Origin of the sequence: Micromonospora sp. DT53 (assembly GCF_049841535.1) — a bacterium.
In the GTDB taxonomy this organism is placed as follows: domain Bacteria; phylum Actinomycetota; class Actinomycetes; order Mycobacteriales; family Micromonosporaceae; genus Micromonospora.
The window spans coordinates 1,070,909-1,084,587 of record NZ_JBNCKM010000001.1 but is presented as its reverse complement, the minus strand read 5'-3'; the positions used below and the strand labels follow the sequence as shown (position 1 = coordinate 1,084,587).

15 protein-coding genes and 1 pseudogene are annotated in these 13,679 nt (G+C 69.5%); 10 read left to right on the top strand and 6 right to left on the bottom strand.

Annotated elements, in window-relative coordinates:
* Nucleotides 1-17: 17 nt before the first annotated feature.
* A complete protein-coding gene (locus ACLQ3B_RS05020; protein WP_425777723.1) occupies nucleotides 18-827 on the bottom strand; it encodes a 2OG-Fe(II) oxygenase in 810 nt (269 codons plus the stop codon).
* Nucleotides 828-1,119: 292 nt separating this feature from the next.
* Here ACLQ3B_RS05020 and ACLQ3B_RS05015 point away from each other — a divergent pair, with 292 nt between their 5' ends.
* The 3 genes and pseudogenes from ACLQ3B_RS05015 to ACLQ3B_RS05005 all read left to right on the top strand — a co-directional run.
* Entirely contained in the window at nucleotides 1,120-2,229 is a 1,110-nt protein-coding gene (locus ACLQ3B_RS05015; protein WP_425777721.1) for a GNAT family N-acetyltransferase, read from the top strand.
* Between the two features lie 59 nt (nucleotides 2,230-2,288).
* A complete protein-coding gene (locus tag ACLQ3B_RS05010; RefSeq protein ID WP_425777719.1) occupies nucleotides 2,289-3,497 on the top strand; it encodes an MFS transporter in 1,209 nt (402 codons plus the stop codon).
* Nucleotides 3,380-3,817, top strand: a pseudogene (locus tag ACLQ3B_RS05005) (hypothetical protein); the annotation flags it as partial. The gene ACLQ3B_RS05010 and the pseudogene ACLQ3B_RS05005, both read left to right, overlap by 118 nt.
* Nucleotides 3,818-4,415: 598 nt before the next feature.
* Here ACLQ3B_RS05005 and ACLQ3B_RS05000 read toward each other — a convergent pair.
* Nucleotides 4,416-5,030: a hypothetical protein gene (locus tag ACLQ3B_RS05000; RefSeq protein ID WP_425777717.1), complete on the bottom strand. Its 615-nt coding sequence runs from the start codon at nucleotides 5,028-5,030 to the stop codon at nucleotides 4,416-4,418.
* Nucleotides 5,031-5,412: 382 nt separating this feature from the next.
* Between ACLQ3B_RS05000 and ACLQ3B_RS04995 the strand changes: the two genes are divergently transcribed.
* On the top strand, nucleotides 5,413-5,577 hold the full coding sequence (locus ACLQ3B_RS04995) for a hypothetical protein (protein ID WP_007462388.1): 165 nt from the start codon (nucleotides 5,413-5,415) through the stop codon (nucleotides 5,575-5,577).
* A 315-nt stretch (nucleotides 5,578-5,892) separates the two neighbouring features.
* Here ACLQ3B_RS04995 and ACLQ3B_RS04990 read toward each other — a convergent pair whose 3' ends face one another.
* Entirely contained in the window at nucleotides 5,893-6,771 is an 879-nt protein-coding gene (locus ACLQ3B_RS04990; protein ID WP_425777715.1) for a helix-turn-helix transcriptional regulator, read from the bottom strand.
* A 101-nt stretch (nucleotides 6,772-6,872) separates the two neighbouring features.
* Between ACLQ3B_RS04990 and ACLQ3B_RS04985 the strand changes: the two genes are divergently transcribed.
* The 3 genes from ACLQ3B_RS04985 (at nucleotide 6,873) to ACLQ3B_RS04975 (ending at nucleotide 9,994) form a co-directional block, all read left to right on the top strand.
* Nucleotides 6,873-8,174 (top strand): multidrug effflux MFS transporter, encoded by a 1,302-nt coding sequence (locus tag ACLQ3B_RS04985; protein ID WP_425777713.1) that lies wholly within the window; start codon nucleotides 6,873-6,875, stop codon nucleotides 8,172-8,174.
* Between the two features lie 191 nt (nucleotides 8,175-8,365).
* Nucleotides 8,366-9,409: an NAD(P)-dependent alcohol dehydrogenase gene (locus tag ACLQ3B_RS04980; RefSeq protein WP_425778057.1), complete on the top strand. Its 1,044-nt coding sequence runs from the start codon at nucleotides 8,366-8,368 to the stop codon at nucleotides 9,407-9,409.
* Nucleotides 9,410-9,418: 9 nt separating this feature from the next.
* On the top strand, nucleotides 9,419-9,994 hold the full coding sequence (locus ACLQ3B_RS04975) for a TetR/AcrR family transcriptional regulator C-terminal domain-containing protein (RefSeq protein WP_425777711.1): 576 nt from the start codon (nucleotides 9,419-9,421) through the stop codon (nucleotides 9,992-9,994).
* Between the two features lie 548 nt (nucleotides 9,995-10,542).
* Here ACLQ3B_RS04975 and ACLQ3B_RS04970 read toward each other — a convergent pair.
* The 3 genes from ACLQ3B_RS04970 to ACLQ3B_RS04960 all read right to left on the bottom strand — a co-directional run bounded on the left by ACLQ3B_RS04970 (nucleotide 10,543) and on the right by ACLQ3B_RS04960 (nucleotide 12,202).
* Nucleotides 10,543-11,088, bottom strand: a complete 546-nt coding sequence (locus tag ACLQ3B_RS04970) for an ABC transporter permease (RefSeq protein ID WP_425777709.1) — start codon at nucleotides 11,086-11,088, stop codon at nucleotides 10,543-10,545.
* A 232-nt stretch (nucleotides 11,089-11,320) separates the two neighbouring features.
* Complete coding sequence (locus ACLQ3B_RS04965) at nucleotides 11,321-11,581, bottom strand: superoxide dismutase (RefSeq protein ID WP_328653091.1); 261 nt, start codon at nucleotides 11,579-11,581, stop codon at nucleotides 11,321-11,323.
* 6 nt (nucleotides 11,582-11,587) lie between these two features.
* Nucleotides 11,588-12,202: a superoxide dismutase gene (locus tag ACLQ3B_RS04960; RefSeq protein WP_358076971.1), complete on the bottom strand. Its 615-nt coding sequence runs from the start codon at nucleotides 12,200-12,202 to the stop codon at nucleotides 11,588-11,590.
* 393 nt (nucleotides 12,203-12,595) lie between these two features.
* Between ACLQ3B_RS04960 and ACLQ3B_RS04955 the strand changes: the two genes are divergently transcribed.
* The 3 genes from ACLQ3B_RS04955 to ACLQ3B_RS04945 are packed head-to-tail and all read left to right on the top strand — an operon-like array spanning nucleotide 12,596 to nucleotide 13,645.
* On the top strand, nucleotides 12,596-12,928 hold the full coding sequence (locus tag ACLQ3B_RS04955; RefSeq protein WP_358076969.1) for a hypothetical protein: 333 nt from the start codon (nucleotides 12,596-12,598) through the stop codon (nucleotides 12,926-12,928).
* Nucleotides 12,925-13,371 (top strand): MerR family transcriptional regulator, encoded by a 447-nt coding sequence (locus tag ACLQ3B_RS04950; protein ID WP_358076966.1) that lies wholly within the window; start codon nucleotides 12,925-12,927, stop codon nucleotides 13,369-13,371. Before ACLQ3B_RS04955 ends, ACLQ3B_RS04950 begins: the two co-directional genes overlap by 4 nt.
* The gene (locus tag ACLQ3B_RS04945; RefSeq protein ID WP_425777706.1) at nucleotides 13,355-13,645 is read left to right on the top strand and encodes a hypothetical protein; all 291 of its coding nucleotides are present in this window, start codon (nucleotides 13,355-13,357) and stop codon (nucleotides 13,643-13,645) included. The genes ACLQ3B_RS04950 and ACLQ3B_RS04945 overlap by 17 nt, the downstream gene beginning before the upstream one ends.
* The last annotated feature ends 34 nt before the right edge of the window (nucleotides 13,646-13,679 follow it).

Here is a 13,679-nt window from a genome sequence, read left to right as displayed (position 1 = left end):
ACCGGGAAAGGCCACCGTCAGCTCCAGTAGACGAGCGGCTCCTCCCGCCCCTTGGAGGCGATGAAGGCAGCGGCACCGACGCGGTGCTTCCCGTGGCCCGGGGTCACGGCGTGCAGCATCCGGGGGCTGAAGATGATGAGGTCGCCCGCGGACGGGTGGATCTCGTGGACAGGCCGTTCCACCGTCTTCGGGTCGAGCCCCTCCACGTCGAGAATGATCTCCTTCTCCTCCGCCGTGGGCTCCCGGAGCCAGAGCTGGAGGTTGCCGCCCTCCTCGGGCACCTGAAGGTAGATGTTGGCGACCAGCTGGTTGAGCACCCCCTGGACCTCCGGGGCGTCGGTCTCCTGGTCGATCGCGTCGTTGTGCGGGTAGAACTCCGAGGTGGTGGGCTGGAAGACCCGGAACGCCCCGACGAAACAGGCGCGCTTGCGCAGGCGCAGCAGGTTAGCGCCCGCCGGCCACAGCTCCTGGAGCTCCAGTCGTACCCGGTCCACCGGGGACAGGTGGGGGTGGAACATTCCCCTGACGTCGGCGATTGCCGGAAGTGCGGCGTCGTGGTATTTCCGGGTCAGCTCGGGATCCCACTTGGTGTCGATGTGCGGCATGTAGACACGACCGACGCTGCTGGTGTATTGCTTGTGGTAATGCCCGAGGGCCGGGTGGTCGATGGCTTTCTGGGCGACCTCGGCGGCGATGTCAGCCGGGTAGTAGCCGCGTACGTGGATCGCGCCGATCTCGCGTTCTGCCAGCTGAATCAACGTTTCAGTGGTCAGTTCGGAAGCAATCACATCGGTGGCCGTACGGACGACGGACAAGGCAGCAGTCACGGATACCATCCTCGCGATGAATTCGGAAACCGGCGGCTACGATGCGGCCAGGGATTGGCGATCAACTGGGCGAGGCCCCCGTTAGGCACAACTATCCAGTGCGACCAAGCTATCGCTGCACGCGACCTCCGTCAATCCCTATATGCAACTCGCAGGATCACTCCACGGTCCTACGCAGGTCACCCTGCACATGTTGATTATCTGGTTAGGATTTACCGCTGCCGACGATCGGAGAAACATGTCATACAGCGGACCACCAGCAATCGGGCCCGATTCTCGGGAAGTGGGATCGGTGCGGACCGATCCGGGGCGCCGCGAACCCCCCACCGACGTGCACGTCGTACACCGGGCCAGCGAGCTGCCCCGCGACCGGTGGGACGAGCTCGCCGGGCCGGCGGACATCTTCCTCACCTGCCGATGGCTCGACGTGGTGGAGGCGACCGCCGGCGTGCCGATGGCGTACCTCTGGACCGAGAACGCAGGCCGACCGGTGGCCGCCCTCGCCACGGCGCTGGCCACCGCCGCCGTGCCGTGGGCTCTCGGCCGGCCCGACGTCGTGCTGCGCAACAGCGTCACGGCCGGGCTGCCCGGCGCGGCCGAGCTGCTGGCCGGGCTGGGCGACGACCCGACCGGACGGCTGATGCCGACGTTGCTCGCGGGCGGGCGCCAGGTCGGTGGCACCCGTATCCTGACCGGGCCGCAGACCACCACAGCCGATCTGGAGGCCCTTGTCGCCGGCGCGGAGACACTCGCGCGCGACGGCGGGGCCAGCACCGTGTGCTTCCTCTACCTCGACGAGCAGGAGCAGGCGCTCGGGCAGCTACTCACCGAACGCGGCTACGGCCGGTTCACCTCAGGCCACTACAGCTCCCTACGCGTCCCGCCGGACGGGTTCCCCGGCTACCTCGCCGGGCTGCCCCGCAAGCGTCGGGTGTCGATCGGCGCCGAGCGCAGGCGCATCCGCGAGGCCGGCGTGCGGGTGTCCGTCGAATCCCTCGACGGCGCCGACCTGCCCCGCTTCGCCGAGCTGGAGTCGGAACTCCTCGCCAAGTACGACATCGACCTGCGCCCCGACCAGTTGCTGCCCATCCTGCACCAGGTGCGGGACTGCTTCGGCGACGACGCCTTCGCGGTGGTCGCTCAGGCCGAGGGCGCGGTGCGCGGCTTCGCGCTGATCCTGCGCCACGGTGACAGCTGGTACGCCCGCCAGACCGGCTACGACTACGCCTACCAGCGGCGCAGCGGAGCCCCGATCTACTTCGAGATCCTCTACTACCGACTCATCGAGGAGGCCGCCATGGCCGGGGTCCGCAACCTCTACTACGGGCTGGGCAGCGTGGACACCAAGCGGTCGCGCGGCTGCGTGGCGACCGAGCAGCGCGGCCACCTGCTCTTCCTGTGACGGGCCGGAACGTGAGCGGGGCGGCGCCACGCGCTCGGGTCCTACCTCGTGGTCCCGGGGTGGTGCTCTTCGGGACGGCCGGCTTCCTCAACGCCTTCGGCATGGGCTTCTTCTATCCCTTCAGCCTCCTCTTCTACACCGCGGTCTCCGGCCAGCCACTGCGCGCGGTCGGCGTCGTGCTGACCGTCACCGCGCTGGTCGTGCTGCCGACGCTCATCTTCGTGGGCCGGCTGGTCGATCGGATCGGTCCCCGGCCGGTCCTGGTCGGCACCGCACTCCTGCGGGCACTCTGCTTCGTCGGCTTCGTGTCGATCCCCGGACTGGCGCCCCTCGCGGCCTTCAGCGTCCTGCTCGCGCTCGCCACCCGAGCGGACAACGCCGCCGCGCCCCTGCTGGCGTACCGGCTCGCCCCCAAGGGGGAGACCGGGCAGTGGCTCGCCCTGTCCCGGGTGGTCTTCAACGCGGGGATCGGGTTGGGAGCCCTGATCGCCAGCACGTTCATCGTGGACTCACCACGGGGATTCGTGGTCCTCGGGCTGGTGTACGCGACCGCTCTGGCGCTGACCGCCGGCCTCTGGTTCGTCGCCCGTGGCACGCCGACTGCGGTGGTGCCGCCCGACGGGCCGGTACGCAGCCGGCCCGCCCGCCCCTGGGGTCACCTCGCGTTCATGCGGGTGGCGCTGGCCAACGCGCTGCTGCTGGCGGCCGCGCTGGCCGTGGAGACCGGAATGCCGGTGTTCCTCCTGCGCAACCTCACCATGCCGTCGTGGACCGTCGGTCTGCTTTTCGCCACCAACACGGCGATGCTTGCCGTCCTTCAACTCCCGCTGAGCCGGGTACTGGACCGGTTCCGGCCGGCGACCGTGCTCGCGTTCGGCGGAATGGCGTATGTCGGCCTCTACACCGCGCTCCTGGTGGCCGCCGACACGCCGCCGTGGCTCCGGATCGGCCTGCTCGTGGCCGGCATGGCGGGCTACACCCTGGGTGAACTCGCAGTCTCCCAGGCGGCGCTGCTGATGCTCACCGGTCTGCCTCCGGATGCGGAGAAGGGCGCATACCTGGCGTTCAACCAACTCTTCGTCGGGGGCGCCACCGCGCTGTCCCCGCTGCTGGTCACCTCGCTGCTGAGCCGGACACCGGCCGCACTGTGGTGGGCCTTGACCGCGCTGAGCGTCGTGGCCGCGCTGATGATGCTGCCCGCGCTCCGCGGCCGGCCGGACAGAGCGGACACCCCGGCGGTGGCGGAGCCCGAGCAGTCGAGCGTCTGATGCGGACGGCGGTGTGGGAGGCCGACGCCGGCTGGGATGACGTGCGTTCCCGGCCGGTGGAGCAGCGGCAGTACACCGGCACCGCCGGGCGCGTCGGGAACAGTTAGGTCGCGGTGGTGCCGGCCGACGTCACCCGCCCGGGCGGGCGCTGATCGACCGCAGGCTCCACCTGCCCGAGGCAACCTAGTGCGCCCAGCCCGAGCGTCTCGCCGCCGGCGGTCAACGACGGTCGCACCTTGATCCGGGTCGACGACCTCGCCGACCGGATCCCCGGCCGGGAATGGCAACAGCACAGCCGTGGGCCGGGAGCGAAAGCGCCGTCGTCCTCGCCGTGACGCTCGCACCGGCGCCCACCCTGCCGAAGGCGAGGCCCGCCGAGTACGTCGGCTGACGCCTGGTCCATGGAATTGGTGCTTCCGGCCGGTGAAGACGAACGTCTCCACCGGCACCATGTGCTCCGGCTCCTGCGGGTCACTTGGGGATGACTTCCCATCGCTGTCCTGTGCCTGCGCCGGCTCATCGATAGGCGCTGGCGGCGGGCCATCCAGCGGGCTTCGATCGATGTCGCCGGAAGAATCGAGCAGTTCGGCGAGCCGCGCCTCGATCGAGGGCGAGATCCGGTGCTCGTCACCGGCGGGGTGCCGACCTGCGGTGCGTGCGACAAGGGCCAGCCGGGCGGCGACCGGTGTCAGCCCGGCCTCGCCAGCCGTTCGATCACCTCAGGGGTCTGAAGACAGACGGTGCCAAGCAGCCAGTGCCGCATCCCCAGGGCGATCTCCACAGCGTCGGACCAGGTCCGGCGGTGGGCGCAGAACCGTGCCACCACGTCGACAGCCTGTCCCACGTAGCGCTGCCGTCGGCGAATGCCAACTCGTACACCCCGCAACGGCCACGTACCGGGGCGCGGTCCATGCCAGATCAGCCGGCACCGGCGACGTCAGGGACGCGGTGGACCGGGCGGATCCTCAGCCGCAACGCATAGTCGCGCAGAAGATGACCTGGGCGATCGAGCGCCCACGCCTTCGCTGCCGCCCCGACCCGGTACCGCCGCAAGGGCTTACCCGCTTCGGTTTCGACGTGCGGCGACGTCACCGCCTGCAATGCCTTCCAGGCTAGGTCAGCAAGGACGAGGAAGTCCCGCCGCACGCGGCCGGCTTCGTCATCAGGGAACCACTTGAACGCCAGCCGGCCCGGCGACATCGCTTCGGGCCGCTCGGTCGTCGCCCGGTAATGACCGCCGGTAGCGGCGAGCACCGCCTCGTCAGCGGTCACCACGGAGGTGTGAAGGTACTGGATTAGAGGCCCCACGGTGCCGCCGTCATGGCCCAACAGCCGCAGGAACGCCTGTGTGCGGTCGTGGCGCATCGCGGTCGGCAATGAGTCGTGCAGCGTGATGGTCAGGGCCCGCTGGTCGTGGGTCTCCCACTGCCCGAGGTCGGCGATCGCGGGCGCCAGAGCCTCGTCGAACGCTGCCTCGTCCGCGGGCAGCATGAAGGTGCTGACCTGCTTGGAGCGCGACCCGGGTTCGAACATCCCGCCATGATCGCAGGCGCCCCGTGCTCTTGATAGCCACGCACCCACGGATCATTTCCGGTCGGTAGACGGCGTCTTAACTGCAGAGGCATGTCCAGCCCCTCAGCGAGCGCGCGCTCATCGGTATGAGCGGGCGACAGAGCCAGTCACGTGATGGGGGTTGCCGACTCCTTCGGGCACGCCGAAGAGGTCACCGAGCAGAGAGCCCTACTCCCCTTGGCCGTCGTTGCTCTCCATACTGCGACCATCTATAGCTGGCAGGGGTCGCGCATGTTCAGCGGCAGATCCGGACGCACCGGCGGCTACGTCAGGACGCTCAGCGTAGATTGGCCACGTGCTGGAGGCGTGAGGGCTGACCCTGACCACGGACATCGTGCGCCAAGTGAGGCAATGGCGGGCTGAAGGCTATACATGGCGGGCCATCGCTGCCTGCGCCGACGACGCGTGGGGCACCGACTCCCACGGCAACCAACTGTTCGGCGAAGACCTGTGCCTGGAGAGTGCGCGGCTGCTCGGCGAGAATCCGAACGCCGACCCCTGGAACTGATCGCCCGTCCGTCTTCGCGGCTTCTTCGCGGCGCGGCCTGAGGGCAGCATGCGCCCTTGCGCCTGGCAGCGGCGGCGGACCCGGCCGCCGCTGCAGGCCGACGTTCGGGACTGTGGTCGGCCGGCATATTGCGTCCACAGCACGACAGCTTCGATGCCGGACCACGGCACCACCGCAAGTGACCACAAGCGCGTCCAGCAATGGCCGCTCCGCGCCTGGTAACCCGTCAGCTAAAGGGTCACCGCGACAGCCGAAGACGATGTCGACCTCGAGGCCTACATGCCCCGCAGAAGGTCACCCGCGATGTGATGGCCGTTACAGCGGATGCACCGACTCGTCGCTGTCGACGGCGGTGGCGGCCCAGGAGGCGAGAAGAGCCAGCGCCTGGGCGGTCGGTGAGGCCGGCTCGGCGGCGTAGATGGTCAGGGTGAGGTCCGGCTCGGCGCGCAGGTCCATGCTCTCGTACGCCAGGGTGAGCTCGCCGACGACGTGGTGGTGGAACTTCTTGGTGCCGGTGCCGTGGGTGCGCACGTTGTGGGCGCCCCAGCGGCGGCGGAAGTCGTCGCTGCGGGTGGACAACTCGCCGACCAGGTCGTGTAGGCCCTTGTCGTGTGGGTCCTTGCCGGCTGCGGTGCGCAGGTTCGCGACGGTCATGTCGGCGGCAAGGTTCCAGTCGGGGTAGAAGCGGCGGGCGGCGCTGTCGAGGAAGGTGAACCGGCCGAAGTTGGGCACGTTCGCCGGGTCGGTGCAGACGTCGCTGTACATGGCTCGGCCGAGGTGGTTGGCGGCGAGCAGATCCTGCCGGTTGTTGACCAGAATCGCCGGAGTGGTGATGGCGTCGAGCGACCATTGCAGGCTGGGCCGGGCCGTCCACTGCTTCGGTCGGCGGCTCGGCCGCAGCAACGCGTTACTGCCGTTCGCCTCCTGTGCGAGGCGGAGCAGGTGAGTCCGTTCGGCGTCGTCGAGTCGCAACGCACGGGCGATCGCGTCCAGCACGCTGGCGGAGACGCCGGCCAGCTGACCGCGTTCGAGTTTGGCGTAGTACTCGACGCTCATCCCGGCCAGCGCGGCGACCTCACTGCGCCGTAGCCCTGGCACCCGGCGCTGCCCGGAGGTCGGGATCCCGGCCTGCTCCGGGGTGATCTTGGCGCGGCGGGTGGTGAGGAACTCGCGTACTTCGACTCGGTTGTCCACGACCTCGACGATACGACGGGCCGCGGGGAGGTGCGATGTACTGCTGGTACACCCATTGTCAGGGCCTTTTTCGGGCGCAGCCTGCGAGATCTGCTTGATGCATGACCGCGGTATCAACCACCCGGATGGACGAGATGTCCCCGCTCACGTCCGCCACCGAAGCCAGCGTCGTTCCCGACCCGGTACGCCGCCAGGCCCGGATCACCTCCGCCCTGGTCGCGACCGTGATCCTCCTGACCGCGATCGCCCCGCTGGCCACCGACATGTACGTGCCAGCGTTCCCCCGCGTCGCCGGGGACCTGTCGGCGTCCGCGACGCAGGTGCAGCTCACCCTGACCACGTTCTTCGTCGGCATGGCGCTGGGCCAGTTGATCGGCGGGCCGGTCTCCGACCAGCGCGGCCGGCGCCGGCCGCTGATCGCCGCGATCGTGCTGATGAGCGTCGCTTCCGTCGTCTGTGCTCTCGCCCCGTCCATCGGCGTGATGATGGTCGCCCGGCTCGTGCAGGGCTTCAGTGGCGGCTGGGCGATGGTGATCGGCCGGGCGGTTATCGTCGACCTGGCGACCGGCGCGCGGCTGGTCCGCCTGCTGAACGTGATCGCCGGTGTCGGCGGCGTCGCCCCGATCGCCGGTCCGCTGCTGGGCGCGATCATCCTGCAGATGTCGCACTGGCGGGTGTCGTTCTGGGTCGTCGCGGCCCTGGGTGTGGTGATGACGCTGGCGGTGCTGCTCGCCGTGCCGGAGTCGCTGCCGGTCGAACGCCGCCACGGCGGTGGCCTGCGGGCGTTCGCCGTTGCCGGGCGGCAGGTCCTCGCTCGACGCCGTTACGTCGGATACCTGCTGGTCAGCGGTTCAGCGATGGGTGCCCTCTTTGCGTATGTCGCCACCTCCGCGTTCGTGTTGCAGTCGATGAATGGAATGTCGCCGATCGCGTACTCGGTCGACTTCGCCGTCAATGCCGGCGGCATGACGGTGGCGGCGCTGATCGCCGCACGGCTGGCCGGGCGGGTCGCCACCCGCAAGGTCATTCTCGTCGGGCAGGTCGCGGCCCTCGCCGCGGGTGTGGCGATGCTCGTCGGCGCGCTGTGGCTCGGCACACCGATGCTGCTCGCGGTGGTCTGCTTCTTCGTGCTGATGAGCGCCCAAGGCCTCATCGGCCCCAACGGCGGCGCGCTCGCCTCCGCGGAGGTGCCCGAGCATCCCGGTACCGGTTCGGCGATTCTCGGGTTCGTCCAGTGGGTCGCTGCCGGGATCATCGCCCCGATCGCCGGGCTCGGCGGCGAGCACACCGCTGTGCCGATGGCACTGCTCATGGTCGCCGGCGCGGCGCTCTCGATGATCGGCCTTGTCGTGCTGGCCCGCCCGCCCGGAAAAGACGGCGGCGGGCGCCGCAACAACAGGTAACGGTGTCCTTCTTCACAGCGCGCCCTGAACTCCAGGGCCGTACCGGACTCTTCCTTGCCGGCCTGATCGGCTGGAGCAGCGCCCCGCTTGTGTAAGGGGTACTGGCAGTACACCCATTGGCAGAAACTCGCAGCGCCGCCGCACCTGTGGTGAGGTGCAGGTAGGTCAGCATCACGTCACCGGAGGACATCATCTTCACCGTCAACGCCATCGCCGCGCCTTCTGCCACCGAACCGCTCGTGCGTACCACGATCGAACGGCGGGACCTGGGCCCGCACGATGTTCTCATCGAAATCCGCTACGCCGGCATCTGCCACTCCGACATCCACACCGTGCGCGGCGACTGGGGCAGCGTTCCCTACCCGCTCACCGTTGGCCACGAGATCGTCGGCCGGATCACCGAGGTCGGCACCGACGTCACCCGCCACACGGTCGGCGACCGCGCTGGTGTGGGCTGCATGGTCAACTCGTGTCGCGAGTGCGAGAACTGCCGCACCGGAAACGAGCAGTACTGCCTCAAGGGCAACACCCAGACGTACGCGAGCGTCGACCGGGACGGCACCGTCACCCAGGGCGGGTACTCGACCCACATCGTCGTGAACGAGGACTTCGTGCTGCGGGTGCCGGAAAGCATCCCGTACGAGGCGGCCGCGCCGATGCTGTGCGCGGGCATCACCACCTATTCTCCGTTGGCGCACTGGAACGCTGGCCCCGGCAAGAAGGTAGCCGTGGTGGGCCTCGGTGGTCTGGGCCACATGGCTGTCAAGATCGCCGCGGCGATGGGCGCTGAGGTGACCGTGCTGTCACAGACGCTGAGCAAGAAGGACGACGGCCTGCGCTTCGGAGCCGAGCACTACCACGCCACCAAGGACCCGGCGACGTTCGAGGCGCTCAAGAACAGCTTCGACCTGATCATCAACACGGTCAGCGCACCCATCGACATGGCCAGCTACCTCGGCCTGCTGCGTCTGGACGGCACGCTCGTCAGCGTGGGCGCCCCGCCCGAGCCACTACCGGTGCCCGTCTTCGCGCTGTTCGGCAACCGACGCTCGTTCGCCGGCTCCAGCATCGGCAGCATCGCCGAGACGCAGGAGATGCTGGACTTCTGCGCCGAGCGCGGCATCGCCCCCGACGTCGAGGTCATCGGCGCCGACGCAGTCAACGACGCGTACGAACGGGTCCTCGCCTCGGACGTGCGGTACCGGTTCGTCATCGACATCGACACCCTGCGCTGATCTTCTTCGTTGTTCGCCAGGGTCCGCCGGACGGCGGGCCCTGGCGCAGCCCGGCCGGGGCGACCGGCCGAGCTGCACGGCGCGATCCTCGACGAACTGCTCGCCGGCCTCCGCCTCCCGGATCCGGGCGCCCCAGGTGTGCGGTGGCGCAGCGAGTTGGTCGGGGTACTCACCGACTACACCACGCTCCTGGTGGGCCATCCGAGCCTGGCCCGCTCGGTGCTCACGTTGCGCCCGTCGGGTCCGCACTACGTACGGCTGATCGACACGCTGCTCGGATTGCTGCACTCCGGTGGCGTACCGGTCGCCCAGGCGGCGTGGGGCGTGGATCTGCTCATCCAGCACGGCACCGCCACGGCCGCCGAGCAGGGCAGCCGCGACGAAGCGGTCGAGGCGGAGCGTGAGCACTACGCCCTGACCGAGGCGCTGCGGAAGGCGGCAGCGGACAACCATCCCCACATCGCCCGCGCCGGCGAGGCGTTGTTCTCCGGCTCCGGACGGCAGCGGCTGTCCTGGATGTTCGGCGTGCTGATCGAGGGAATCTCCACCGTTGCGACGCCGACGAACGACCCGCTGACAGGTTGACCGAAGGCCTCTCCCGGAAACGGCCAGAGGGGTGCAGCAGCCCGTTCCGTCCGGGAGGCGCCGCCCTGCCAGGTCGGACAGCCGCACGGTGGTCCGCGCGGCCAGCGGGTCGGCTGCCGCCAGCGCCACCACACCCGGGCCGGTCAGTAGCGGCTCGGTGTCCAGTCCACGCTGGTCGACGGGGTAGGCGCCGGTGTGTGCACGCCCGTCGGGGGCTCTTCTTCTGCCGCTGCTGGATGCGGTCCCATGCCGTCTCGGCCGCGATCTGGCAATCAATGACTCGGATGTCGGCGAGTCTGCCCAAGGGTGTGCGGTACGAGGTTGTCCTCGTCGTCGATCGTCATGCCGCGGAAACTCGCATCGCCTTCCTGACGCCAGGGTGAAGCGTCACCGCGCTGGCGCCCCCACTTAGCCCGGCCCAGCAGGTAGGCGCCGTCGGTGTCGGTGTGTCGAGCGGCCCGCCACCGCCCTCGGCCCAGCGACAGACCCCATTGCGCATCGTTCCGCATGACGCGCAGGTGACTGGCCGGGTACCCGTTGTTCAGAAGTTACCGACGGCTCTTCCGGGGTTTCGACCTCGTGGGTTGGAGACGGCCGCGGGCCACCAACTCGACGGTGAGAACGACGGCGACGGCCTCCACGGCGAGGAGCCCGACGAGGACGACCAACTGCGTCACCCCTGCGGCGAGGGGGCTCGCCCCACCGATGAGGATCCCCGCGACCGGGATGACCGCAATGCCGCGCATCGGCACCAGGCCCGCCAGCAGCAGCCCGGCCACCACCAGCATGCTTCCTCCGACGATCGGCGCGCCTGCCCACCACCCTCGGCTGCCGCCCGTGATGCGCCGACCGGACGTGACCGTCGCTACCACGCACATCAGGACGACGAACGCGGCCGTGGCCCACAGCGACACCACGGTGGCCGCGATCAGCAGCGACACGGCGCCCAGTTGGATCGCGGCACGGACGGCGGCGACGATGACCTGCCGACCATGGCCCAGTTTTCCGAGGGTCACGACGGCCGCCGCCACAAGGGTCAGGACAACCAGCGCAACACCGAGCTTCGGACCGACCACGAGCATCGTCGAGGGCATGCCAACAGTTTCCGCCACCTCGACCCCGCCACCGTCCAGGTGGGAGCTTGATCGAGGTTGGGGCACCGGAGCTGCCCCGTTGGCGACATCTGTGGAGCAACTCGAAGTGGGGGATCTGAGTCTCCCGCCGCTGTTGTTTGTCCGGGGCGCGGCGAGAAGACCCTCCCGATGGGCGATGCGGAAGCTGACCCCGTCCGTCGGGTCCCGCGTGGTCCGCGGGACCCGACAGACCTCAGGCCGGTGGTGTCTGGGCGGTGTCGGCCAGGAGCAGGGACAACTCCCGGACCAGGTCGTCCATCGTCTGGCCGCTCTGCGCCTTCACCAGGCCGAGCGCGAGATCGGCCAACAGGTAGAAGCCGAGAGTACGGGCCTGCTCGGAGCTGAACGCCGACATCAGCGCCTCGGCGCCGACGAGGTCACCGCGGTGTTTGGCCGCGATGACTCCGGCGGCGCGCTGCACGATCTCGGCCGCTTCGGGGGTGTACCCGCTCACGCCGGGTCAGATCTTCGGGGTCGCGGCGCGGGCGGCGTCGAAGCGGGCGGTGACGTCGGTCCAGTTGACCAGGTTCCACAGCCGGTCCACGTAGTCCGGACGCACGTTGCGGTACTGCAGGTAGTAGGCGTGCTCCCAAGCGTCGAACACCAGGACCGGGGTCGAGCCCTGCCCGACGTTGCCGTGGTGGTCGTAGACCTGCTCCACGATCAGCCGTTGGCTCAGCGGCTCCCAGGCCAGGACACCCCAGCCGGAGCCCTGCACGCCCTTCGTCGCCGCCGACAACTGCCCGGCGAAGCCGTCGAAGGAGCCGAAGTGCTCGTCGATCGCCGCCGCCAGCTCACCGTCGGGACGGTCACCGCCGTCCGGGGACAGGTTGTTCCAGAAGATCGAGTGCAGCACATGCCCGGACAGATTGAACGCGAACGTCTTCTCCAACCCGACCAGGGTCGCGTAGTCGCCCTTCTCCCGGGCCTCGGCAAGCCGGTCGAGGCCGTCGTTGGCACCCTTGACGTACGCCGCGTGGTGCTTGTCATGGTGCAACTCCAGGATCTCCCCGGACATCGCGGGTTCGAGTGCGCCGTAGTCGTAGGGCAGATCGGGCAGGTTGTACACGGCCATCAGGTACGTCCTCTCATTGCTGCCACGGTCTGGCTGTTGCCATTATCTTGCAACAAGGGCCTGGATGTCGTTAGGGGACGTGATTGATCACAGAAGTATCGGATCGGGTGGTGGCGCATCTGAGCACCGTGCGGGTCCACGAACGAGTCCGGGCGAACGCGCTGCGGATCGACCTGACGACGGTGCACCTCGCCCGCACCGACACCCCCAGCCGGGTCGACCTCAGCGCCTGCCTTCTGCCCTGGTGGCGCACCCCTCACGGGAATGAGGCACTGCACCGCGCAGTCGGACCGGTTGGCGATCAGAGGGTGACGGAGTCGCACGGCTACCCATGAACTCGCCGAGCCTGTGGGCTTGCATCCGGTACCCAGGTACAGGCTTACCGTCATAGGTATGAGCAGTGATGAGCAGGCATGGGTGCCCGAGGCGTGCACCTTGCCGAGCGTGCAACGGCCGCTGCGGCTGGCCGAGTTCGACGACCTGTTCGCCACCGCCCTGCTCGCGCAGCAGCGGCTCTCCCCCACCGCACTGCGGTGGCGTCTCGACCTGGCCGTCGAGGCGACCGCCCGGGACCTGGCAGACAGGGAAAGCGCCTGCTGCTCGTTTTTCACCTTCACCATTACGGGCGACACCGAAGCGCTACGCCTGGACGTGCAGGTGCCGGCTGCGCACGTCGACGTCCTCGACGCGCTCGCGCAGCGGGCCGCCGCCGGGATGACGGCGTGAACGGGCTGCGCAGCAGCCAGGTCGCCGCCGCGGCGGGGGTGAACCCGCAGACGCTGCGCTATTACGAGCGCCGCGGGCTGCTCGCCGAACCAGAGCGCAGCCTCGGTGGGCATCGCCTCTACCGCGCCGAGGCGGTCACCGTGCTAAGGGTGATCAAGGCGGCGCAGCGGCTCGGGTTCACGCTTGACGAGGTTGCCGACCTGCTCGACGCGGGCCGACTCCGCCACGGCCGCCACCCCGACGCCGGCCTGCAAGCCCGCGCCCGCGCAAAGCTCGCCGAGGTCGAGGCGAAGGTCGCCGACCTGCAGGTTATTGCCGTCACACTGCGCGCCGCGGTGGACGCTGGCTGCGACGACCTCGTCGCGTGTGCCGGACAGCCGTGCTGCCCCATCCCGTTCGCCACCATCGCCGTCACTGGAGTCCCGGATGCCGAAGATCGTTGACCAGCTCGGTGCCCGGGCGCGTCGAGGGCTGCCCTTTGGAATGACGGGTTTGGCTGGGCTGGCCTGCGCGGCGTGCTGCGCCATCCCGCTGCTGCTCGCCGCCGGGGTCCTGTCCGGCGCCGGCTGGGCCGCCGCCGGCGCGTGGAGGCCTGGCATCGCCGTGACTCTCGCCGCCCTCGCTGGCGGCGCCTGGTGGTGGACGATCCGTCGCTCTCACCGCGGCGCCTGCGCCAGCGGGAGCGGCTGCGGCTGTTCGACCGGGTCACCGGCATGACGGCGGACCGCGGGCAGCCCGATACGGTCCACCG

What these genes read in the sequence shown, in the direction of transcription:
- ACLQ3B_RS04955 (WP_358076969.1), top strand. Translation starts at nt 12,596, where the DNA reads ATGAGCAGTGATGAGCAGGCATGGGTGCCCGAGGCGTGCACCTTGCCG.
- ACLQ3B_RS04945 (WP_425777706.1), top strand. Translation starts at nt 13,355, where the DNA reads ATGCCGAAGATCGTTGACCAGCTCGGTGCCCGGGCGCGTCGAGGGCTG.
- ACLQ3B_RS04960 (WP_358076971.1), bottom strand. Translation starts at nt 12,202, where the DNA reads ATGGCCGTGTACAACCTGCCCGATCTGCCCTACGACTACGGCGCACTC.
- ACLQ3B_RS04970 (WP_425777709.1), bottom strand. Translation starts at nt 11,088, where the DNA reads ATGCCCTCGACGATGCTCGTGGTCGGTCCGAAGCTCGGTGTTGCGCTG.
- ACLQ3B_RS04985 (WP_425777713.1), top strand. Translation starts at nt 6,873, where the DNA reads ATGACCGCGGTATCAACCACCCGGATGGACGAGATGTCCCCGCTCACG.
- ACLQ3B_RS05000 (WP_425777717.1), bottom strand. Translation starts at nt 5,030, where the DNA reads ATGTTCGAACCCGGGTCGCGCTCCAAGCAGGTCAGCACCTTCATGCTG.